The following is a 22,337-nucleotide window of genomic DNA, read 5'->3' on the forward strand; positions in this document are numbered from 1 at the left end:
CGGAATTTGGAGGAGAATAGTGACGAGAACAATTATTGATATTCCACATCGCATGGATGACTATGTGTGTATGTGGAACGGAGTTGAAGATATTTACATACAAAATACCGGCGAAAAACTACCACCCAAGTTTTTCTTTGTACTAAGCAGTTTTGGCTCGTTTTGCTATATGAAAACGCCGAAGGCTCAACTGAAACGCATGGTTGCATTAGGTGATGGAAGAACACGGCAGATGTATGAATTTCTCTCGCCAATTGTCGGCTTTGATTATAAGGTCTGCGAATATAAGACGTTTGAAAAGGCACTTACGAAGATTAAATCTGAGATTGATGCTGGTTATCCCTGTATGATTGGCGCACTTGATATGTTCTATCTTCCGCATTTTGAAAAAATATATCATAAGGAGCATATTCCGTTTCACTACGAACTGGCCATAGGCTACGATGATAATGCACAGACTTTATATTTCAACGATTGCGGCAGACAGGAAACACAGTCGATTTCCTACGACGAACTGCGCCTTGCCTTTGATTGCTCCTATCCCGGATTGTCCAAACCGAATACTGTCTGGACTGTCCGTATGCACACGGATAAGAACAAATATGAGATAGCTAAAGAAGCGCTTGCTAAAAAGCGAAAATTATATCTGACCCCCCCCGTAGGCTTTATAGGCAATAAGGGGTTCGAGAAATTCATCAAGGATTTGCCAAACTGGAAAATCGAACTTTCAAAGGAAGATTATGACAAGTTGCTTTTCAACATGGTTCAGTTCTTCGGGACTGTTCCCTCTGTCCCCAACGCCCTGCGCGGTATTAATGAACCAGACACAATGGAGTTTGGGGGAGGCTTTGACAAAGTATCGGTTGTGCTTTCTCAACTTGGTACGGAATATAGTCAGCCAGACATGGTCGAAGCGGCAGAGAGATTCGGCAGCGGTGCAGCGGTTATCGCCGAAATCAAAGAAGTGATTGTCGATTATTTAATCGATAGATATGATGGAACTGACAAACTGCCAACACTATTTACACAGGCCGCCGGCATTATGAAGAATGGCTTTGCAGCGCTGGAATTGATTTGAAACTATCGCAGCGAGGGAAGCGGCACCAAAGGGTTGCCGCAGTCGGCGCTTGACCTCGATGCTGCCTTGGACTAAGCCAAATAAACAGGTGAGGGGATGAAGGAATCAAAAGCTATGAGCTTTTTCTTGCCTTGGGAGTAAGGCTGTTTATGAAGCCTTTTGTGGTAGCTGCTTTTGCGCTTTTGGAAATCCTGTTTACAGTAGCTTTGCTGATAGAAAACAGGTTGCAATCATCGCAAAGGGAGGATGATGCTTTTGACAGGTGCTAAATGGATATTTTGCCCGATTTGTGGTAACAAAACCCGCACACAGATTCGAGAGGATACCGAACTGAGAAATTTTCCGCTGTTCTGTCCCAAGTGCAAAGAGCAGGTTCTGATAAATGTCCTACAACTACAAATAACCGTTATCAAAGAGCCAGACGCAAAGACGCAGAGCCGATAACACGCATTTCGCGGTTATCGGCTCTTGCACGTTTAAGCTCCATTTTCACGCAACTCCCGGATTAGGCTTCGCATGGTTTCCATAACGATTCGCTGTTCATTGTCGTTACACGCCATAAACTCACTTATAAACAAATCCTGCTCTGCTGTGTGTTTGACAGCATCGGGACGAAAAATCAAATCGGCTGAAAAGTCTAATGTCTGTATGATTTTCGCAAGGACATCGTAACCGGGATTCTTGCCTTCATTTTCAAGAGCCATAATATGGCGGGAACCCACACCGACCTTTTCAGCAAGTTCCTCTTGTGTCAATCCTCTATCCCTACGGGCCTTTTTTATAACAGCGCCCATGTTATCAACATTTTTATCACGCACAATCAATTCACCTCAATGTAATTTTATAGTGCGTGTATACATTGGTGAACGGTTAGTCAATTCGTGTTAATACGCATTTACACTGCGTGATAAATGCACTTTGCCGCCAAATAAAAAAAACCTTTGCGGCAAGGTGGGTTTCTTATGCTCAAATGAGATACGCCTTTCTGTAAAGTGATGGAAAGGCGTATCTCATGTATATTATGCTATTTGAGCCGCTTATGACGAGCGGCGAGGCTTAGTCAGCCAACAAAGTATGCGCAGGATATTCCAGAATATCTGCATTATCATCTGGAATATCTTGCACATATGAACGCGAACTATTAAATCGTCTATATCTGTATTTTAAGAGCGCATCGATAACACTTGTTTATCGATGCGCTCTTTTGTGTTTTTCATCTGTCGGCTGCCGCTCTCCGCCCTCTCTGTTTCGATTCGCTATCCCCAAAAAAATCGAAACGGAGGCTATACATATGCCAAAAATCAAAAAATATTACCCCGACTATGCCGCCCTTTACCCGGATACCCCCATTCATCCCAAGGTGATAAAAGCACTCCGCGAGAGCGACCGCAAAATGAAGTATATGGAATACGACCTGAAATGCGAGCAGCCGCTTCGTAATGAAGCAGGGGCCGTTGTGGGGCTCATCCCTAGCCGGGAGGATTCCTACGAGCGCCTTCTGGAAGCGGACAAGCAGTTCGCCGGTTCCGCGCCTTCGCCGGAGGACGTCTTTTTTGCTGGTGAGGAAATCCGAGAGCTCCACAAGGCCGTAGCAGCGCTGGATGCAGCGGATCGCGAGCTAATTGAGGCTTTGTTCTTTGTCGGCCAGACAGTGCAAGGGTATGCCCTGCAAATCGGCGTTTCCCGGTATGTTGTGCATCGTCGTAGGCGGCGGATACTGGGTATGCTAAAAAAATATTATGAGAAAATGGAGGATTAGCCGCACACTCACCCCTTCCCAACGGCTAAGTAAGTGAGAGGGTAAAACACTTCCCTCCATCCTCTAACCGAGGACAAGCCGTAAACACTTGCGGCTGATTCGCACCTTGACAAACAGCGGCGCCTTGCCGCTCACATACGGTATTTTCGGGCACCAACCCGCGCGTGAGCGACGGAGGGGGCGGCTGCCATTTATGGCGTCCGCAGCTCCTCGAACCCGGCATGGGCCAGTTTTCGGATTGGCTTGGGCAATGCCGGGCGCGACGACGCGCGCGGGGGTTTGTAAAGATACTTCCTCACGGCCTCCCGCAGACTTGGGGGGAGCCCTGCGGTATTTGCTTGCTTTGGCGAAGCGGCGGTACCAGCGGGGCTATGAATGCGGCAAGCCCGCCGCGGCCCGAATCTATCCCCTCGCCGGGGTGCGTGGCAAATACGGCGAATCAGCATGTTAACCAAATATGAATCATCAACCTTCCGCGCCCATGTGCGCTTTCCTCTCTCAATGGAAAAGCAGCGACTAAACGGCGCGGATGGTCGAAACCAGATACCATGCGCCGGCTTCCTTGTTCTCTTGGAGGCCGGCGCATTCATGTGGTTTTGACAAATCAACTTTAATAGGAGGGTTTCGCTATGCGTGGAATGACGCTGGAAGAAATGAAAAATGTGGACATCCGTACCGTTGACCCCGCCGAGCTGGTGGACATCCGGGATGTGAAGGTTTCCCCGGAGCAGAGCCGGGAGGCGCGCATCATGGATTTTGTCGCGCAGGTGAAGAATCCCTACTGCTTCAAGGTGGGGAAGGTCGCCGTCAAGGTAAGCTATGCCGACAGCGGCCCCACACTGGACGACCGACTGGAAAGCCTGATGGCGCGGGCATGAGCATGGGGAACGCGGTTATGGAGAAACCAATTTAGGGGCTGACTTCCGCTGCCTGGGCGCGGTATAATGAGCGCAGGACAAAAGCAGCGAAGCCCGGTTGTTGATTGGTTTCTAACCAAATAACAATCGGGAGATGATTCTATGCGTAACAATTTAACAGCAGCGCGGCCGCCCATTCATGCTAATTTCAGCAGGGCCGGTCTGCTCAGCGACGGCCAGCTTTGGCAGGCCGCCGATTATGTTCGCTTGTCCAAAGACGACGGCGACAAGGAAGAATCGGACAGTGTGGTAAATCAGAAGGAGCTTATCGCGTCCTTCGTAAGCAGGCAAAAGGATATAGAGCTCGCCGGACCGTCCTATGTGGACGACGGCTTTTCCGGCGTGAATTTTGACCGTCCCGGTTTTCAGCGTTTGCTGGAAGACATCAAGTCGGGGCGGATTAACTGCGTCATTGTGAAGGACCTCTCGCGCCTGGGCAGGAACTATATCGAAACCGGCAAGCTGATTGAGCACTTCTTCCCTTACATGGGCGTGCGCTTCATCGCCATCAATGACAACTACGACAGCCAGCGGCATAACAGCCAGACCGACGACCTGATTGTACCCTTTAAGAACCTCATAAATGACGCTACAAGCGCCGATACCTCCCGGAAGATTCGCAGCCAATTCGAGGTCAAGCGCCAAAAGGGAGAGTGCATCGCCCCCTTCGCCGCCTTTGGCTACCGGAAGGACCCGGAGGATCACAACCGTCTGCTGGTGGACGAAACTGCCGCCGAGGTAGTGCGGGACATCTTCAAGTGGAAGATTGAAGGCATGAGCCAGCAGGGTATCGCCGACCGGCTCAATGGTATGGGGGTTCCCTCGCCGCTGGAATACAAGAAAAACAGCGGCTCCAACTTCCGCACCACCTTCCAGAAGAACCATAAAACCAAGTGGACGCCGGTATCCGTGGGGCGTATCCTCAAAAACGACCTCTACATTGGTGTTCTGACGCAGGGCAAATCCACCAGCCCCAATTATAAGGTGCGGGAGCGTTCTTTCAAGCCGGCCGAGGAATGGGTGCGGGTGGAACAAAACCATGAGGCCATTATCAAGGAAGCGGATTTCCGCCTGGTGGCCTCTCTGCTGAAAAAGGACACCCGCATCGGCAGCGGCGAGGATGCCGTGTATCTCTTTTCCGGGATGCTGGTCTGCGGCGATTGCGGCGAAACCCTTATCCGCAAATATGTTCCGGGCAAGGACGGCGTGAAATACGTCTATCATGTCTGCAATACCCATAAGAAGGGCGCGGGCTGCACCAGCCACTCCATCAGCGACAAGGCGCTGCACGAGGCGGTGTTCCACACCATCGCGGCGCATATCGAGGCGTGCGAGAAAATCGGCAAGGTGCTCGCCGCCATCGAGGACATGCCCTTCCAGCAGATGGACGCCCTCAAAATCCAGAAGCAGATTGCCGAGCGGGAGGCCGAGCTGGAAAAGCTGGCCGGGCGCAAGCTCCGGCTCCATGAGAATTTCGACGACGGCCTCATATCCAAGGATGATTACATCAGTTTCCGCGCCGCCTTCAACCAGCAGGTGGAGGATGCGGAGCAGGCTCTTGTCAACTTGAATCAGGAGCTTTCCGACATCGTGAACAACCGGGAGGCAGGCACCCTTTGGATAGAGCACTTCAAGAAGTACCACAACATCCAAAGCCTGACCCGCGCCGCCGTGGTGGAGCTCATCGAGCGAATTGTTGTTTTCGAGAAGGGCCGCATCGAGGTTATCCCCCGGTACAAAAACAATTACGAGAACGCCCTGCGGTACATTTCCGCCCTGCCCGCGGATGAAAGGCAGGTGGGATAGATGGCGCGCAAGAGCAGAAAGGCGTCGGCTGCGGCTCCCGTGGCGGCTTCCCCGGCGCAGAATCCCATCTTCCGGGCGGCAGTGTATGCCCGGCTGTCCTCCGAGGACCGGGAGGCGCTTTCACTGGATAATCAGATTTTGATGGTGCGCAACTATATCGAGGCAGCCCCAGACCTTGCCCTGTGCGGCGAGTTCTCCGACAACGGGCTCACCGGCACCAATTTCCAGCGCCCCGGCTTTGAAAGCCTGATGGACGAGGTGCGGCGCGGGAAGATAAACTGCATTGTGGTAAAGGATTTATCCCGCTTCGGCCGGGATTATGTGGAGGCGGGCAACTTCCTCGAAATCATCTTTCCCCAGCTTGGCGTCCGCTTCATTTCCATCGGCGACAATTACGACAGCTTCGACCCCCGCTGCAAGGGCGAGGGCATGAGCGTGGCGCTGAAAAACATGATAAACAGCTTCTACGCCAAGGACATCTCGCAGAAGATTCGCTCGGCCTTCGCCGTCAAAAGCGCCAACGGCGAGTTCGTGGGCAAGGTTGCGCCTTTCGGTTACGCCAAAGCAGCCGGCAACAAAAACAAGCTGGTGGTGGACGAGGAAGCCGCCGAAACCGTGCGGATGATTTTCCGCTGGAAGCTGGACGGCATGAGCGTGCACCAGATTACCCGGCGGCTCACCCGGGAGGGCGTCCCCAATCCCGGCCACTACCGCTATATCAAGGGGATTCATCGGGAAAAGCGGTACGAGCAGCCGCAGGCATGGGATGTCACCGTTGTAAAGGATATTTTGGAGAACATCGTCTACCTGGGCCATTTGGCGATGGGCAAGACCCGGACGGTGGGCGGCAAACAGAGGGCCGTTCCGAAAGAGGAATGGAAAATCACCGAGAATACCCATCCGGCCATCATTTCCCAAGCCGATTTCGATGTGGTGGCGGAGCAGCTTCGGCAGGCGCGGGACAAACACGATGCCTGCAACCGCCACCAGCGGGAGCCGCTGCCGGAGTACATCCTCGAAGGGCTGGCCTTCTGCGCGGATTGTGGGCGGGCCTACCGGCGCATCCCCAACACCCACCGGGACAAAGTGACCTACCGCCTCACCTATATCTGCTCCCATTGCAACGCAAACAGCCCTAAATACACCTACCAGCATTTCCGGCAGGACGAGCTTTACAGTAAATTGTATGCCATTCTCCGCAAAGAGATAGAGCTTTGCTCCGAGGCCCGCAAGCGGATGGCGGAGATTAAGGCGTCGCCCATCACGAAACGGCGGGAGAACGAGCAGGCGGCGGAGATTAGACGGATACAGGAGCAGTTGGACCGTATCCCGGTGCGGAAGCGGAAGCTCTATGATAATTTCTGCTCCGGTATTCTGGACGAAAGCGACTACCGGCTGTTTAACCAGCGGTATGACCGTGAGAAGGAGGCGCTGGCCGCCGAGCTGGCCGCTGTTACCTCAGAGGCGGAAAAGCTGGAACCGGCCTACATCGACAACAACCCCTGGGTGGCCGCGATGGAACGGTTCATGGACGAAAAGGAGCTCACGCGGGAAATGCTGGTTGCAATGGTGGAGCGGATTGAGGTTGAGGCCAACCGCAATATCCATATCAAGTTTCGGTTCTCAGACGAATACAAAAAGCCGTTGTTGGCATTTTTAGAGGAAAGCGAGGCGGTATCCGCATGAACAAATCTTATGTATTGGCCGCCTATCTGCGCATATCCTCGGACGATGGGCTCCACGGCGACAGCCAGAGCATTTCCGGCCAGCGGAAGCTTATCCGGGGATTTGTCCGTTCCCACCCGGAGTTCAAAGGCGCCGACTTTATCGAGTTTTCAGACGATGGATATTCCGGCACCAACTTCAACCGCCCCGGCGTGGCGGAGCTTTTGAACCGGGCGCGGAGCGGTGAGGTGCAATGTATCATCGTCAAGGATTTTTCCCGGTTCGGGCGCAACTACATCGAGGTTGGCGATTACATCGAGCAGATTTTCCCCTTCCTGCGCGTCCGTTTTATCTCCATCAATGATGCCTACGACAGCGAGACACAGGGAGGCGGCGCCGGGGACGTGAGCATCGCGTTTCGCCATTTATGCAACGATTACTATTGCAAGGACCTCTCCCGCAAGGTGAAAAGCGGCTACCGGACGAAATGGGAATCAGGCAAGTATCTCGCCTCCTACGATGTCTACGGCTACCGCAAAAGCGACGAGGACCGCTACAAACTGGTGGTGGACGAAACGACTGCCCCAGTGGTGCGCCGGATTTTCGATATGGCGCTGTCCGGCAGCAAGCCCAGCCAGATTGCGGCGGCGCTCAACGCGGATGACGTGCCGACACCGCTTGTAACCCTGACGAAAAAGAAGAATGTCCGCTCATGGAGCCAGCTTCGGCCCATGTGGACCGGCACCGAGATTGGTCGCATCCTCCGGGACCTGCGGTACACCGGCGCCATGACAAACGGCATGTATGCCGTGGAGAAGATGGGCAGCCGGCAGGCGCGGCGCAAGCCGGAATCCGAGTGGTATATCACCCCGGATACCCACGAGGCGATTGTCACAAAGGACGAGTTCGAGCGGGCGCAGCTTTGTGTGCGCAGTACAACATTAAAAGGAATGAAGTTTGGACCCCGTGTTCCATCTCCTCACTCCCTGCCTGTGCCGGTTCGCTGCGGCGGCTGCGGGCACGCGATGGTGAAGAACGGCGCAAAGGTCATGGCCTACTACTGCAAGTTCAAAAAGCTGGTTGCTGACGGTGATTGCTTTGATGGCAAGATGGAAGTCGAGGCGCTGAAAGATGTTCTCCTTGTCTCCATCCGGCAGCTACAGGCAGTGCTTGCGGAACAAAAAAAGGCCGCTTCCGAGAAAGCCGCCGTGCCGTCTGTGGATTATGTGCGGGAAATCGCCTCGCTCCAAAGGGAGATAGAGGGGCTGAACCGTGAAAAGCTCTCCCTGTACAACGCTTACAGTGATGGCGACATTAACCGGGAGGAATATTCCTCCCGCCGCCAATCCGTTGACGACAGGACTCACGCGCTTGGCCTACAGGTGGATGAACAGGAGAAGCGGAGCCGGCAGCATCTGCAAAATGTGGCGGTGTTGCCTCCGGCGATGGAATACCTGCAGGACATGGTGGGGCTTCCGCAATATGATAATGAGCTCATTTCCGCGCTGGTGAAGCATGTGGTCGTCCACAATGAGCAGCAGGTAGAAATCGTTTGGAAGTACGCGGATGAAGTCGGCGCTATTATGACCGGCGAGAATGGAGGGCGGATATGGAACAGCAGAAGTTGAGGGTAGCGGTGTATTGCCGGGTGGCTTCTTACGACCAGACGGTGATGTGGAATCAGGAAGAAAAACTGCGCCAGTTTGCGCAGGAGCAGGGCATTGATGGAATCGTCATCTATTCGGATAACGGATACAGCGGCCTCAATCTGGACCGCCCCGGCTTCAAGCAGTTGGAAGCCGACATCCGGGCCGGCAAGGTTCGGACGGTGATTGCCGCTGATATCTCCCGGATTGCCCGTAATCTTTTCCTCGCCTCCGACTGGATGGACGAGATGAAAAAGGCGGGCGTGAAGGTGATTTTCGTCAATCAGCCCGATAATGATGTGCAATCAAAAATACGCCAGTGGCTTGCTGACGAATGGCGGAAGGACAAAAAAGTTTCTCAAAAAAATTAGTTCTATCTTGACACCATCTCGGCAATAGAACTGGCAGGAACAATCTGCGTTAGCAACCAAAAAACAATCGAAATATGAAAGATATTTGCGATATTCTTCATATATGTAGCAAAAGACAACGAGCGGCACGATTAGTTCAATGCACCGCTCGTTGTCGAGATTATTTGGGCTCGTGCCTGCTACACATATGACGATTGCCAGCAGTTCAAAATGCGGCGCAGATATGTTATAATAGTATTTAAAAAGCCTTTTAAAACATCATAGTAAGCACGGTAGGTGGATTGAAAATGCCCAAAATAATGATTGTCGAAGATGAGCCCAGCATCCGGGACGAGCTTACTCTGCTGCTGGAAAATGAAAGCTATACCGCCCTTGCAATAGAAGATTTTGACCGGGTTGCCGAACAGGTTGATGCGGCAAAGCCCGACCTGATTCTGCTTGACCTCGGCCTGCCCGGACGGGACGGCTTTGCCCTATGCGCCGATATCCGCAAGACGTCGAGCATCCCCATTATCTTTGTGACAAGCCGGGACACCGCAATGGATGAATTGCGGGCGCTTAGCATGGGTGGCGATGACTATATCACAAAACCCTATAACATTCCGCTGCTCCTGGCGCGTATCAAAACCGTCCTGCGGCGCAGCGGTGTTCCTGCAGAAAGTGAAGTTTCTGTGGTAGGCGGATTGACCTTGGATTTGGCGAAGGGCACTGTATCCGTAAACGGAAAAAGCGCCGAGCTCACCCGCAATGAAATCCGGATTTTGGCGCATCTGATGGGCAGGCCGGGCCAGATTATCTCCCGCGCTGACTTGATAGAGGCACTGTGGGACAATCAAATCTATATTGACGACAACACCCTAAGTGTGAACATGACCCGGCTTCGAGCCAAGCTAGACAGCTTGGGGTTGCCGGATTATATCAAAACCCGCCGGGGAATGGGGTATCAAATATGACAATAAAGGAATATTTCAGCGATAAGTCAGGCAGCTTGCTTTTACAACTGGTTTCTATGGCGGCATTGGCCGCCTTTTTAATTATGAGCGGAACATCGGCTGGAGTGGTTGCTATCATTGCAATCGTTTGGGCGCTGGGTTTTGTGATTTTTCAAACCGTAGCCTATCAGAAACTAAAAGTTCACTTGACCGAGCTTGAGATCATTATGACCGGTCTTGACCAGAAATATCTCTTTGTCGAATGTATCGGCAAGCCAAATAGTCATTATGAGCGTAGGCTGTATGAACTCATGCGTAGATCGGGAAAATCCATGATTGAAACAGTATCCGATGCGCAGGCTGCCGGACAGGAGTATCGGGAATACATTGAGAGCTGGGTTCATGAAATTAAAGCGCCCCTTACGGCAGCTGAATTGATTGCCCAAGGGCTGGATGCCGAAGCTCGCAGAAAGCTCATGCGTGAGTTGGAGGCCGTGGAGAGCCATGTAGAGCGAGCGCTCTTCTATGCCCGTGCTGAGAGTGCCGAAAAAGACTTCCTCATTCGGCAGGCAGAGTTATCGGAGATTGTTGCCGAAGCGGTGGAAAAGCATCGCTCGCTGCTCATTGGCAGCGGTGTGCAGCTTCGGATCGATGAGCTTGACCAGATGGTTTACACAGACAGCAAATGGGCAGTATTTCTGTTGGGGCAGCTTCTGCAAAATGCGGTTCGGTATCGCAGTGAAAGCCCTGTCATCACAATATCAGCGAAATCGTTGGGGCAGCAAACGCAGCTTGTGATTGTCGACAATGGCATCGGCATTCCCACCCACGAGCTTCCCCGCATATTTGACAGAGGCTTCACCGGCAGCAACGGGCGCGTCCGGGGCGGCTCCACTGGGATGGGGCTGTATATATGCCGCAGACTGGCAGCGCTTTTGTCTCTTGATTTGCAAGTAGGCTCTACGGAAAGAGAAGGAACAACCATTACAATGACCTTCCCCTCCAAAGTGAATCTTTCAAAAGTGTAAGATAAATCAATATGACTTCGATACAACATGACTCCCCCCTCATGTATGATTGGCTCACAGGCAAAGGAGGGCTAACTATGCTACAGGTTCAAAACGTAGAGAAATATTACGGCAGCAAAAACAACGTGACAAAGGCGCTTGACCGCATCAGCTTCGAGGTGCGTCGCGGCGAATTCATCGCCATTATGGGCGCATCCGGCAGCGGCAAGACCACGCTGCTAAATTGCATCTCCACAATCGATACCGTCAGCGCGGGAAATATTCTGCTCGATGGCGAGAACGTCACTGAAATTTCGGGCAGCGAGCTTGCAAAATTCCGCAGGGAGCGGCTGGGCTTTATCTTTCAGGATTTCAATCTGCTGGACACCCTGACGCTGGAGGAAAACATCGGTATCGCGCTGACCATCAACCATGCTGACCCGAAATCCGTCCAGGGGAATGTGCGCGAGGTGGCACATCAGCTGGGCATCGTGGATGCTCTTGAAAAATTTCCCTATCAGGTGTCCGGTGGGCAAAAACAGCGGGCGGCCTGCGCCCGGGCTATGGTGGCGGGGCAGTCGCTCATTTTGGCAGATGAACCCACCGGCGCCCTCGATTCCAAATCCTCCAAAAGCCTGCTGGAAATCATGACAGGCATGAATCAAAACAGCGGTGCCACCATTTTGATGGTGACACATGACGCCTACAGCGCCAGCTACGCCTCACGCATTCTGTTTCTCAAGGACGGACGGCTGTTCAACGAGCTGATCCGAGGCGAACGCTCGCGGCAGGTGTTTTACCACGAAACGCTGGATGTCCTTGCGCTGCTCGGAGGTGACGTCAGTGACCTTCTCTAAGCTCTCCGCGCGAAATGCCAAGCGGCAGGCGAGGGATTACCTCGTTTACTTTGTGACCATTGTCATGGCGGCGGCGCTGATTTACGCCTTTAACGGCTTGGTTTTCTCGGAGGAAATCCGCAATCTGTCCCATTTTCTTGACAGCCTGCCGCTAATCATCGTGCTGGCGAGCACCGTTATCATCTGCATCGTCGGCTGGCTGGTCTCCTATACCACCCGGTTCATGCTCACAAAACGCAGCCGGGAGCTTGGCACCTATGTCCTTCTGGGTATGGAGAATAAACAGGTAGCAAGGCTATTCTTTCAAGAAAACCTGATGGTTGGCGGCATTGCCATCGTGTGCGGCACACTGCTGGGGAATCTGCTTTTTCAGGCGCTTCGGGCGGTCACGCTGGCACTGTTTCATGTGCCGTACACATTTAGCTTCTCGTTTTCCATCGGCGCAGTCCTGTTGACTGCTGCGTATTTCGCGCTCATCTATTTGTTCGCCCTGAGAAGGAGCCTAAGGCGCATCAATCGGATGAAAATCTATGACCTGCTCTATCTCGACCGACAGAATGAAAATGAAGCGGTGAAAAAGAGCGGTCGCCGCCGCATTTTGTTTGTTGTCTCTATTATCCTCGGCATTATTGGCACTGTGCTTTTGCTCCTGCGCAATTTGATGCTGGGCATCATTGGGGCGGCGCTGATTATCGCGTTTCTGTATGGGTTTTTCCTCAGCTTTTCTTCGGGCGTGCCGGATTATTTCGATAAGCGTCCCGCTAAAAAGTTTGCGGGGAATAATCTGCTGATTTTCCGGAGCCTCGCCTCAAAACTCACGACCATGGGCGTGATTATGGCGACGATCGCCGTACTTTTCACAGCTACCCTCATCGCCGAGGGAACCGGCATGGTTTTCAATGCACTATTTCAGAGTCGCACGGAACAGACAACCTGCTTTGATATTTACATCGCCTCCAATGGCTGGGAGGAAGCTAGCCTTGATGACTATATGGCCTATATCGATGAAAACATTGATGTGCGCGCCGACTACCGCTACGGCGTCTATGCGGCGGATAACGATACTGTCACACAATACGTTGAGGCAAATTCGGATTACTGGAGAAACTTCGAGTTTGACACCCTCATGGCCATGAGCGACTATCTTGCCCTTCGTGAAATGCTTGGATATTCCACAGTGGAGGTTCTGGACGGGCAGTACATCATCCACTGTCAGCCCTATTTGGAAGGACTGATGAGCAGCTATAATAAACCGTTGACTGTTGACGGATACGAGATGGCGCCCGGCAAAGTATATACCGAGCATTTTACCCAGTCGCTGTGGGATGGCAACGGACGTGGGTTTATCCTTGTGGTGCCCAACGAAGCTCTGACGACAAGGCCAGTCATCCATCGGACCTATGCCGCCATGACAGAAACGCCCTTATCCGAAGCCACTGCTACAGCCATCAGTGATATTCGCGATGCCAAGGACAAGTCGATTGCGGGCTATGACACGGTTTTCATCAAGGCGGCCATACAGGCGGAGAACGCTTCTATGTATGCGATGATCATTTTCCCGCTTTTCTACCTCGCGCTTGTATTAACTATGGTTGCGGTGACGATTTTAACCATTCAGCTCCTCAGTGACACAGACCGGTACCAACGGCAATATGCTCTGCTTGATAATCTCGGTATGGAGCGCCGGGAGATGGAGCGTTCACTCTTCCGGCAGTTTGCGATCTTTTATGCTATGCCGACATTGCCTTCGCTGCTCATCAGCTTGCCGTTCATTTTCGCTCTTGGTAGCGCGCTTGATGCAGGGGTTTTGACCGGCATCGGCCAGCTCTGGGCGATTGTGGGGATTACGCTGACCTTATTTTTCGCCATCTATATTGTGTATGTTTTTGCGGCGTATACCAGTTACAGAAAAAACGTGCTGCCAAGTAGGTAGGTTAAAACAACGCATTATTGATATACCACGAAGGATAGGCTGCAGCGCCGTCCTTCAAGCATTTGGATAACTTCAAAAAACACGGAAACCGCTGGTGCAATTAACCCAGCGGTTTTCAAATATTCAAAGACAAATTTTTAGTTCTATCTTGACACCATCTCAGCAATAGAACGGGCAGGAGTGATCGGCGTTTGCAGCCACAAAACAATCGAAATATGAAAGATAACGGCAATATTCTTCATATATAGCAAAAACAACGAGCGGCATGATTAGTTCAATGCGCCGCTCGTTGTTGTGATTATGCTAAGTAGAATAACTGGTGAACACCTCAAAATCCAATGTACCTTGTTCGGCACCGTTCACAATCAGCATAAGCGAATGGGTGCCAGGATAATGCTTTCTTGAACTTACATCTGCAAAGGAATGGGTTTTCGTGTAATGCTTCTTGTCATTATTTTTCAAAGACGGCTCAGATATTTTGAATATCTTACGGCTGCGCGTGCCATTCGCCTTCACATAATCAATTCCGTATTCCAGCCGCACCTTGGTTTCCCTTTTGGCCTCAATCTTAAAGGAGAAAGTGATATCCTCCCCAATGCACACAGATTTGGCGCCTAAGGTGAAGTCATCAACGCGCACACAATCCGCATCCGCAAATCCGAAGATACTCAGCACATCCCGATTACCCTTTTTCAGAAGCGTTCTACAGCCGTGTTTTACAATCCAGTCGGTATGCTTGCTTTTGCCGAACCAATCCTTTGCAAGCTCTGCTATCAAATCGGAATGAGTTTTTGAAATATCATTTAAGTTATTTGCCACACTTTTGCGGACATACAGTGACGGGTCAGCTTTCAGTGTTTCTAAAATGCGCAGAACCGGTGAAGGGTCTTTTTTGAAGCTGTTAAGCGCCTGCCCCCAAGGTAGCGCCGGGCGGCAGCCCTCGCTTGCCAGTCGTCGCACATGCTCGTTGTTATGGCCTGCCCAGTCAGCCATCTGTGCCATCATTTTCTCTTCCTGGTTAATGATAAATGGCCTTACGGCAAATTCAGCCGTTGAGTATGACGTATACCGCTCCAATGCAGCCATTGATAAATCCCAATGGCACTCATCCTGACCGTAGACTTCTACAAAATCAGGGAAATATAGCAGGCCGGAATCCACAATCCCAACCGGATAATCCGCAATGACCTTGTCGAGAATACCAAGAGCCTGCTCGTAATCGGGTGGCAGATGTTTTCCCAAATTAACCGTAATGCGCCGCATACGAGCTTTCAGTTCTAAGGCAACCCACGTTTCATCCATAATGTCATGGGCAAAATCATCAGCCGGAAAGGCCGGACAGACGGCTTTTACGCGCAGGGCAAGCTCCTGAATGGTATTACTATTATAATATCTGTCCTTCATTAATTCGGGCATATATTTCCTCTTTTCAAATGAGGTTTATCTAAAGTCAGCCACTTACAATAGATGGCTTTATATCCCTCAAGTCTATTATCCATTATATCGCTGAATACGCCCCAAAACAATAAAAACCGCAGGATAATCCAATCCAGCGATTCATTATTTCTCCAAAGAAATTTTTAGTTCTATCTTGACACCATCTCAGCAATAGGGCGGGCAGGAGAGATCAGCGTTAGCAGCCACAAAATAATTGAAACATGAAAGATAACCGCAACATTCTTCATATATGCAACAAAAAACAACGAGCGGCACGATTGGTTCGATGCGTCGCTCGTTGTCGAGATTATTTGGCTCGTGCCTGCTGACATTATCATTGGAAATTTATATTGAGAAATTCAAGAATAGCTCCGCTAAATTCACCATCATCTTCCGGATTATTAAAATACTGTTCGTAGCAAATGAAGTGTTCATCACCTTCGCGTATAAAGGTGGATGCATTAATTCCATTTGATTGTGCGATACTCAAAAGTATTTCAAATTCCGAAAAGGGCACTTGAGAATCTTCTGTTGAGTGCATCAAAAGAATCGGACGCTCATTCAGTTTCGCAATGCCGCTCATGGGCGAATACGCCAAGGCGTCGAACCCATAATGGAAACCAGAGTAAAGATTTACAAACGGTTTTTCCAATGTGCTGAGCGCTTTTGGTATACCTGCCATCGACATATACTCAACAAACATATTCGTCCATGAAGAAAACGCAGAAATTGAAATGACGGCATCTATTTCCGGCACCTCGCCAGCGGCAATAATGACGGTTCCTGCGCCCATTGAAGTGCCAAGCGCCACAATAGGCAATCCTTCTATGCTCTCGTCTTGGCCCAAATAATCAACACCGGCCTTGACATCTAGCCACTCTGTCATTCCTAAACCAATTTCATCACCTTCGCTCTCGCTACGTGCCCGCATCTCAATCAATAAGGCATCCCAGCCATTGTCCGCCAGTAATTTAGCATACCCAAAAAAAGCAGTAACGGATGGATTTTCAATACCTGACAAGATAATAACCGTGCCCTTTGACGCATCTGCTTTGGTTCGCCATGCCGCTATTGATAATTCATCATCTGTGACCAATGTTATCTGTTCAGAAGAAATACCAAAATCAGCAGAGGTGTATTGCTCTTGTTCAAACCGTTGTCCAAGAAACATAGGCATAATCATGTAAGGAATGGCTATTAAAAGTGCCAAAACCAGAACAATTAAAACAATCGCTACAACCAAAATTATCTTCTTTGCTCTTGATTTTTTTGGGGTTGTGATTTCCATATATGTGTCTCCTGTTATACAGTAATTAAAATGCAGTTATTGCAAGAATCTATTATCATTATATCGCTGAATACGCCCCAAAACAATAAAAATCGCAGGATAATTCAATCCGGCAATTCATTATTTTCCAAAGAAAATTTTTAGTTCTATCTTGACACCATCTCAGCAATAGAACGGGCAGGAGTGATCGGCGTTTGCAGCCACAAAACAATCGAAATATGAAGGATAACCGCAACATTCTTCATATATTGCAAAAACAACGAGCAACACAATTAGTTCAATGCGCCGCTCGTTGTTGAGATTATGCTTATAAAGCTGATTATCCCAAAGGATAAAGGAAGTCCACATAATTCTGTACATAGTATTTCAGATTAGTTCTCCCACGCTGAATAACTGTATGGCCTTCGCTTTCCAGCATTTCTTTTTGCGCCAGAATGCCGCCGGGGTATTTGGGGTTCAATTCCCCCTGGTCAGTTCAAGGTTCGCCAATAGGGGGTTTTATCACTATCGCGCTGATGGCTTGCCCACGCAGCGATGGATACAAATATCCCTGCAGTAATTGGCTCCGTAAAATCTGCACCGCTTTGTTTTGCAAAGTATACCCGTATTTCCCCAATCGTGATTACCTTTCCAAAAGGCACTAATCTCATAACTTTGTCGTACTCGATTGGAGGAGCAAAATACATTCTGTCCCCGCCGTACTTAGCAATACTTCTTGTATCAGTGATGGTTTGGATTTTAGGCATATCCTTACTGTCGTAAAGCATTGCATTAAAATCTTTCTTATCTTCATTCGCCACTTTCAGCACCTCCGTATTAAGCATAGCCCTCTTTTAAGTTCCATGCAATGAGGCGATTTTTATTGATCTGCTATCACTCGCAATGAAGAAAAGACTAAGCAGGAGCGTCAACGTTTCTGTAATAGGGGCTGCCAACCATATCCCTGTCATGCCGAGTAGTGGTGGCAATAGGAAAATACAGATGAGCAGCAGTACAAAACCTCGCGAGGAAGATATGATAGCGGACTCCTTTGCTTTCCCGATAGAAGTGAAATAAAAAGATGTAATTGTATTGATTCCCGAAAACAGAAAAGATACAGCGAATAGGACTATACCAGACTGCACCATCTGTTCGACCGCCTCGTTATCGATGAACAAGCCACCGTACCACTTGTGGCCAAGCAAAACAAGCAAAAATGTTGTGACGCCCGCCCCAAATACCATTTGGTTCGTCAATTTTCTCACATCTGTTGCGAGATGCTTTTCCTTTGCACCGTAAGCAAAGCTGATAAGTGGGCTCGCCCCTTGTCCAAAACCGATTAGAATCATACTGAAAATATAAGAGATATATCCCACGATGGTAAATGCGGATACGCCATCGACGCCAATATATTTCATAATCACAAAGTTGTAGGCGAACATGGATATACTCAGGGACATTTCGCCTACAAACTCCGAGCTGCCATTGAGCAGCGTTTTTACAAGCGTCTCTTTCGAGAAACCAAACCTTCGGAATTTGTATACAGTTGATTTTCTCAGGAAATAGTGGAGGACACAAATTAACGCCACTATGGTGGCAATCAGAGATGCGACTGCGATTCCCCGAACACCCAAGCCTATATGACGGACAAAGAGATAATCTAGTAGCGCATTGAGCCCCAGCGTTATCATGCTGACCTTCATAAAATACTGTGGATTTCCTTCGCCTCGAATAAACATGCTAAAGGATGAATTGATTACCATAATCGGAAGTTGCAGCAGTAGAATACCGTAGTAATCTTTGAAGTATGCTGCCACCTGCGCATCTGCTTTTAAGAACGCAAGCATCGGCTCAATGCAGAGATACATGACAGCACTGAGCAACACAGTAATTCCTGTCACGGTGCACATGGTTTGATTAAATACATCGTTGCACTTTTGCATGTCTTTAGCGCCAAGGGCCATACCGGCGATTGCAATACCTCCCACCGATATCATCAGTCCCACTGCAAGAAACAGATAGATGATGGGCAGACCCAGATTAACCGCAGCGAGGCCCTCTTTACCTACATAGTTTCCGATGAAAAACCCGTCCACCACTGTAATAAGTGAGGTCATCATCATTGCGATAATAGCCGGAAGTGCAAATTGCATGATTGTTTTTCGTTTGCCAATGCGAATGTTTTCTAAGTTCATTTTCTCACTTTTCCCTTCTCTCATAGTTACACCAACAGAGTATAAAGGAAAAAGGGGAAAGAAACTTCTGATTTTGTGCTCTATTTGATGGGGATACAAAAGTCGATTTCCATATACATACCATCAATTTTGCGATAGATATCGAAGCTATATCGTTCATCAATGATATAACCGCTCTGGGGCAACCAAACAGTAAAAATACTTTGAAGTGCATGGTATATCTGATTTACAAAGCCTTCAAAATGATAAATGGCAAACTTGCCTCCATTAAGATAACAGGTGCGCTCAAGGGGACTGTCCTCCGGCACCGTCATGTACAAGTCATATAGACAGTTATCCGTATTGGTAATATTGGGGTCGTCATAGGTGCGTTCGATCAACAGCGTTTCATCCGTCCTGTATGCCTTGTGCTTCTCCAGAAATGCACACCAATGTTCCGACAGGCTCCTATAGCTGCCTTTATGCCGGTCATATACAACGTAGTAGTCAGGCAAAAAATCTATCGTAATTTTACGTTTGCATTCTTCAAAAGATTCCCAACCAGCCGAGGCGTTATTGAAAATCGGGTTGATACGTGATTTTTGCAATATAGTACGCCGGAACTCGACCGGCGAAACATCATAATGTTGTTTGAAAGCGGTGCTGTAATTTGACGAACTGTATCCATAATCGCCACTGATATCTGTGATGTTTCTGGCCTGTTCAATTTTCAGGCGGAATGCACTTTGCTCTATTTTGAGCCGCTTGATGAATTCGTAAATGCCTTCGCCTGTTTCGGCCTTGAACAGCCTAGATAAATGGTGTTTTGAGAAATTGCAATGTGCTGCAATCTCGCTAACATGGATGGGCTCGTTGATATGAGCCAGTATATAATCAATAGCATGGCTAATTGCTGTATTCTCAATCATGCTAGCCCCCCTTTCCCGTACCATGCTGTATCTGCCTTTTATCTTTCAACGCCTATCATCATTATATCGCTGAATACTTCCCAAAACAATAAGAACCGCAGGATAATCCAATCCAGCGATTCATTGTTTCCCCAAAGAAATTTTTAGTTCTATCTTGACACCATCTCATCGCAATCCAATCACTTCAGCAATTCGACAACCTGTACCAAATAGCACCGTAAATAACGGGAGCCAATGCGAGTATTCTGGGCTATTAGCCGTATACTGCATAAATGCCTTCTGCTCTGCTAACGTCAATGCATGTCTTTTCCTCTTTTGCCAAGCATTGCTTCTCTTAATTTCAGTCATTACACCTTCCGCAGGATTATTACGAATAATACCATCTCGAACAGCCATCGTAAACGTCGGATTAAGCAAAGTATGAATACCATCCACTGTAGCTGGCTTAAAACCATGATTATTAATCAGAAGATAATAGAAGTGTTTTACGTCTGAGTATTTCACTTCATTAATTATACGCCGACCAAAAGTCTCTCTTATAAAATGATCATACATATACTTATAATTAGCTCTTGTATGAGGCTTTAAATCATATTTTGTTGAGATGTAGCGATCAAAAACAAAGTTTACTGTCGCTTTCCCCTCACAATATGTACTTAAGCCGTCTAATTGGTCTCTGATTAATCTTTTTTCTTTTTCTCGCAACTCTAATAAATCTCGAGAATAGATGACTTTACGTGTCCCGTTCGCATCCGTGTACTGATAGATGTAGCGTAGGTCACTCTTACGCTGGCTTTCCCCGGGTTTAAGAACCCGTCCTTTATGATCTTTTCTTGACTTCATCCTATAATTACCGCCTTTCTAATACATATAGAAAGAGGCTCATATTTTTATGGATTTCTTTTCTTTAATTCCTTAAAACCCATAACCAAAGTCTGCGTTAAAGATAAATTATGCTTTTGCGCGTATCCTTTAATCTCTTTATATTCGTCTTTGGTAACTCGAATAAAAAGGCTTTCAGATCTAGGATTTTCCAAACGTGGTCTTCCTGTCTTTGCCATTTGACACGCTCCTTTCATAATCTATCTTAAGCATACATTCTGTATATCAAAAAGTCAACTTCTTTTTGATATACGACAATATGGCCCTCTCATTATTACTAAACCCGATAATACTCTAGGAACTCTTCGAATATCTCGGTATTAACCAGCGTAAGTCGATTGATTTTATACACCGCTCCTGCTTGCTGTGCTAGCTTCATAAATGAATTCTTGCACATAGAATAACGTTTGGCGCCCTCTTCATATCGAATAAATTTCTTTGTGTCTACTGTTTTCTTCATACATCCCCCTCATAAGCATCTTAAATCTCAACTAACAATATCTACTTGTAATAAGGTAAGCATTTTTTATCCCCGCCCCTTGCCATCAGGAATATGCCTGGCTGATTCTAAAATCATCATATCTTCCCATAACATCCCTTAACTTGTCATAAGCAGACCTCCGGAGCTACCCCGAGCTGACCGTTCCTCACGGCCAGAAGTATCATTATCCCCCTCATTTGAAGCAACCACTATAAGTTGCCTATATAAGCTGCCGCTAACATACCTTGGCGTCTTCTACTACGATCCCTAGCCTGTACCCTTTACGGGCAGGTATTTCATGGCGAAGCTACTCTACTTATATCACTCGCGTGTTTTGGAGTTTGTTCCAAACATATTGGCTATTCAGTTTTCACCAAGCTTATCAGCTCCCGGAAACCTTCATGAAAGACTATCGGCAACTGATAAGCCATCACATCTTCCTCTTTAGGGACATCAGCAATTCTAATACAATTGAGATAATCGCTATCTCTTCTCGATCACAAACTGAAAGGTCAGATAAAATATCCTGATACTTATATTCATTATGTGTAGAGCCGATTAGTTTTGTAATCGGTATTTCAAGCACTTCTGACAGCTTTGTAATTGTCGATAAGCCAGGACTCTTCTTCCCCCTCTCAATTTGCGAGATATAGTTTGCCGTAATTACTGTTAGCTCTCCCAGCTCTTCTTGAGTTAGCCCTTTTTGAGTTCGATATTTCTTGATTGTCTTTCCTATTTGATTATCCATACTATGATTTTATTAGGTTCATAGTAATATTTGAAGAGACTGGGAGTCATGATAACTAGTTATTTTTGTCCTAGTTGCATAAAAAAACTCTATGTTACGTTCGCGCAGAATACAATATTTTCTTATGCGCGCTCAAACACAAAGCTTTTATATCTTTTTCATAATAAAATTATTTATCCATCATAAATAACTCTATAAGATGATAAAGCATTTTTATATACTCTCGAGATATCAATCTATCCCTTGATATTTATATATATCCTATAATCCTCGGCAAGCAATCGGTTGTGGTCAGTTGAAAGATATAATGTTTTTCGTATTATTTATATTGACAAACATTATATTTTCTATTATCATAAAGACAGAAACAGTAGCTCAGCATGAGGATATCACATAGTCTCTCGGAATCTCGAGTGATTATTTCGGCAAAGCCGAACATTGAACATTG

Annotated in this window: 22 protein-coding genes; 12 read left to right on the forward strand and 10 right to left on the reverse strand. The window is 48.3% G+C overall.

Annotation, left to right across the window (positions count from 1 at the left end; all coding sequences use genetic code 11):
• Positions 1-19 precede the first annotated feature (19 nt).
• The gene (locus NHH16_RS05595; protein ID WP_316043927.1) at positions 20-1,078 is read left to right on the forward strand and encodes a BtrH N-terminal domain-containing protein; all 1,059 of its coding nucleotides are present in this window, start codon (positions 20-22) and stop codon (positions 1,076-1,078) included.
• Positions 1,079-1,327: 249 nt separating this feature from the next.
• Entirely contained in the window at positions 1,328-1,522 is a 195-nt protein-coding gene (locus tag NHH16_RS05600) for a cysteine-rich KTR domain-containing protein (protein WP_330643471.1), read from the forward strand.
• Positions 1,523-1,554: 32 nt separating this feature from the next.
• On the opposite strand, the gene NHH16_RS05605 is transcribed toward NHH16_RS05600, so the two are convergent.
• A complete protein-coding gene (locus NHH16_RS05605; protein ID WP_262068599.1) occupies positions 1,555-1,896 on the reverse strand; it encodes a helix-turn-helix transcriptional regulator in 342 nt (113 codons plus the stop codon).
• Positions 1,897-2,369: 473 nt separating this feature from the next.
• On the opposite strand from NHH16_RS05605, the gene NHH16_RS05610 reads away from it, so the two are divergent.
• From NHH16_RS05610 to NHH16_RS05655, 10 genes are all read left to right on the forward strand, one after another.
• Positions 2,370-2,837, forward strand: coding sequence for a sigma-70 RNA polymerase sigma factor region 4 domain-containing protein (locus NHH16_RS05610; RefSeq protein WP_262068600.1), 468 nt, complete (start codon positions 2,370-2,372; stop codon positions 2,835-2,837).
• A 629-nt stretch (positions 2,838-3,466) separates the two neighbouring features.
• Positions 3,467-3,715 carry a DUF6870 family protein gene (locus NHH16_RS05615; RefSeq protein WP_262068601.1) on the forward strand — a complete coding sequence of 83 codons (249 nt, stop codon included), beginning with the start codon at positions 3,467-3,469 and terminating at the stop codon, positions 3,713-3,715.
• A gap of 141 nt (positions 3,716-3,856) precedes the next feature.
• Positions 3,857-5,560, forward strand: a complete 1,704-nt coding sequence (locus NHH16_RS05620) for a recombinase family protein (protein WP_262068602.1) — start codon at positions 3,857-3,859, stop codon at positions 5,558-5,560.
• Complete coding sequence (locus tag NHH16_RS05625) at positions 5,561-7,246, forward strand: recombinase family protein (RefSeq protein ID WP_262068603.1); 1,686 nt, start codon at positions 5,561-5,563, stop codon at positions 7,244-7,246.
• Positions 7,243-8,853 (forward strand): recombinase family protein, encoded by a 1,611-nt coding sequence (locus tag NHH16_RS05630; RefSeq protein ID WP_262068604.1) that lies wholly within the window; start codon positions 7,243-7,245, stop codon positions 8,851-8,853. Before NHH16_RS05625 ends, NHH16_RS05630 begins: the two co-directional genes overlap by 4 nt.
• A complete protein-coding gene (locus NHH16_RS05635) occupies positions 8,835-9,242 on the forward strand; it encodes a recombinase family protein (protein ID WP_262068605.1) in 408 nt (135 codons plus the stop codon). Before NHH16_RS05630 ends, NHH16_RS05635 begins: the two co-directional genes overlap by 19 nt.
• A gap of 287 nt (positions 9,243-9,529) precedes the next feature.
• The gene (locus tag NHH16_RS05640; RefSeq protein ID WP_262068606.1) at positions 9,530-10,195 is read left to right on the forward strand and encodes a response regulator transcription factor; all 666 of its coding nucleotides are present in this window, start codon (positions 9,530-9,532) and stop codon (positions 10,193-10,195) included.
• Positions 10,192-11,202, forward strand: a complete 1,011-nt coding sequence (locus NHH16_RS05645) for a sensor histidine kinase (RefSeq protein WP_262068607.1) — start codon at positions 10,192-10,194, stop codon at positions 11,200-11,202. Before NHH16_RS05640 ends, NHH16_RS05645 begins: the two co-directional genes overlap by 4 nt.
• Before the next feature lie 77 nt (positions 11,203-11,279).
• Positions 11,280-12,038 carry an ABC transporter ATP-binding protein gene (locus NHH16_RS05650; protein ID WP_262068608.1) on the forward strand — a complete coding sequence of 253 codons (759 nt, stop codon included), beginning with the start codon at positions 11,280-11,282 and terminating at the stop codon, positions 12,036-12,038.
• On the forward strand, positions 12,025-13,971 hold the full coding sequence (locus NHH16_RS05655; RefSeq protein ID WP_262068609.1) for an ABC transporter permease: 1,947 nt from the start codon (positions 12,025-12,027) through the stop codon (positions 13,969-13,971). The genes NHH16_RS05650 and NHH16_RS05655 overlap by 14 nt, the downstream gene beginning before the upstream one ends.
• 303 nt (positions 13,972-14,274) lie before the next feature.
• Here the strand turns inward: NHH16_RS05655 and NHH16_RS05660 are convergent, their stop codons facing one another.
• The 9 genes from NHH16_RS05660 to NHH16_RS05700 all read right to left on the reverse strand — a co-directional run bounded on the left by NHH16_RS05660 (position 14,275) and on the right by NHH16_RS05700 (position 21,889).
• Complete coding sequence (locus tag NHH16_RS05660; protein WP_262068610.1) at positions 14,275-15,387, reverse strand: DNA alkylation repair protein; 1,113 nt, start codon at positions 15,385-15,387, stop codon at positions 14,275-14,277.
• Between the two features lie 355 nt (positions 15,388-15,742).
• Positions 15,743-16,696, reverse strand: a complete 954-nt coding sequence (locus tag NHH16_RS05665) for an alpha/beta hydrolase (RefSeq protein ID WP_262068611.1) — start codon at positions 16,694-16,696, stop codon at positions 15,743-15,745.
• A gap of 470 nt (positions 16,697-17,166) precedes the next feature.
• A complete protein-coding gene (locus NHH16_RS05670; protein WP_330643468.1) occupies positions 17,167-17,496 on the reverse strand; it encodes a hypothetical protein in 330 nt (109 codons plus the stop codon).
• A 33-nt stretch (positions 17,497-17,529) separates the two neighbouring features.
• Positions 17,530-18,894, reverse strand: a complete 1,365-nt coding sequence (locus NHH16_RS05675; protein ID WP_316043928.1) for an MATE family efflux transporter — start codon at positions 18,892-18,894, stop codon at positions 17,530-17,532.
• Between the two features lie 56 nt (positions 18,895-18,950).
• Positions 18,951-19,778, reverse strand: a complete 828-nt coding sequence (locus NHH16_RS05680; RefSeq protein WP_262068612.1) for an AraC family transcriptional regulator — start codon at positions 19,776-19,778, stop codon at positions 18,951-18,953.
• A gap of 165 nt (positions 19,779-19,943) precedes the next feature.
• A complete protein-coding gene (locus NHH16_RS05685; RefSeq protein WP_262068613.1) occupies positions 19,944-20,621 on the reverse strand; it encodes a site-specific integrase in 678 nt (225 codons plus the stop codon).
• A gap of 47 nt (positions 20,622-20,668) precedes the next feature.
• Entirely contained in the window at positions 20,669-20,839 is a 171-nt protein-coding gene (locus tag NHH16_RS05690; RefSeq protein ID WP_262068614.1) for a CopG family transcriptional regulator, read from the reverse strand.
• Between the two features lie 98 nt (positions 20,840-20,937).
• A complete protein-coding gene (locus NHH16_RS05695; protein ID WP_262068615.1) occupies positions 20,938-21,120 on the reverse strand; it encodes a DUF6462 family protein in 183 nt (60 codons plus the stop codon).
• Positions 21,121-21,571: 451 nt separating this feature from the next.
• Positions 21,572-21,889: a helix-turn-helix domain-containing protein gene (locus NHH16_RS05700; protein WP_262068616.1), complete on the reverse strand. Its 318-nt coding sequence runs from the start codon at positions 21,887-21,889 to the stop codon at positions 21,572-21,574.
• Between the last annotated feature and the right edge of the window lie 448 nt (positions 21,890-22,337).

Origin of the sequence: Ohessyouella blattaphilus (genome assembly GCF_024721265.1) — a bacterium.
In the GTDB taxonomy this organism is placed as follows: domain Bacteria; phylum Bacillota; class Clostridia; order Lachnospirales; family Lachnospiraceae; genus Aequitasia; species Aequitasia blattaphilus_A.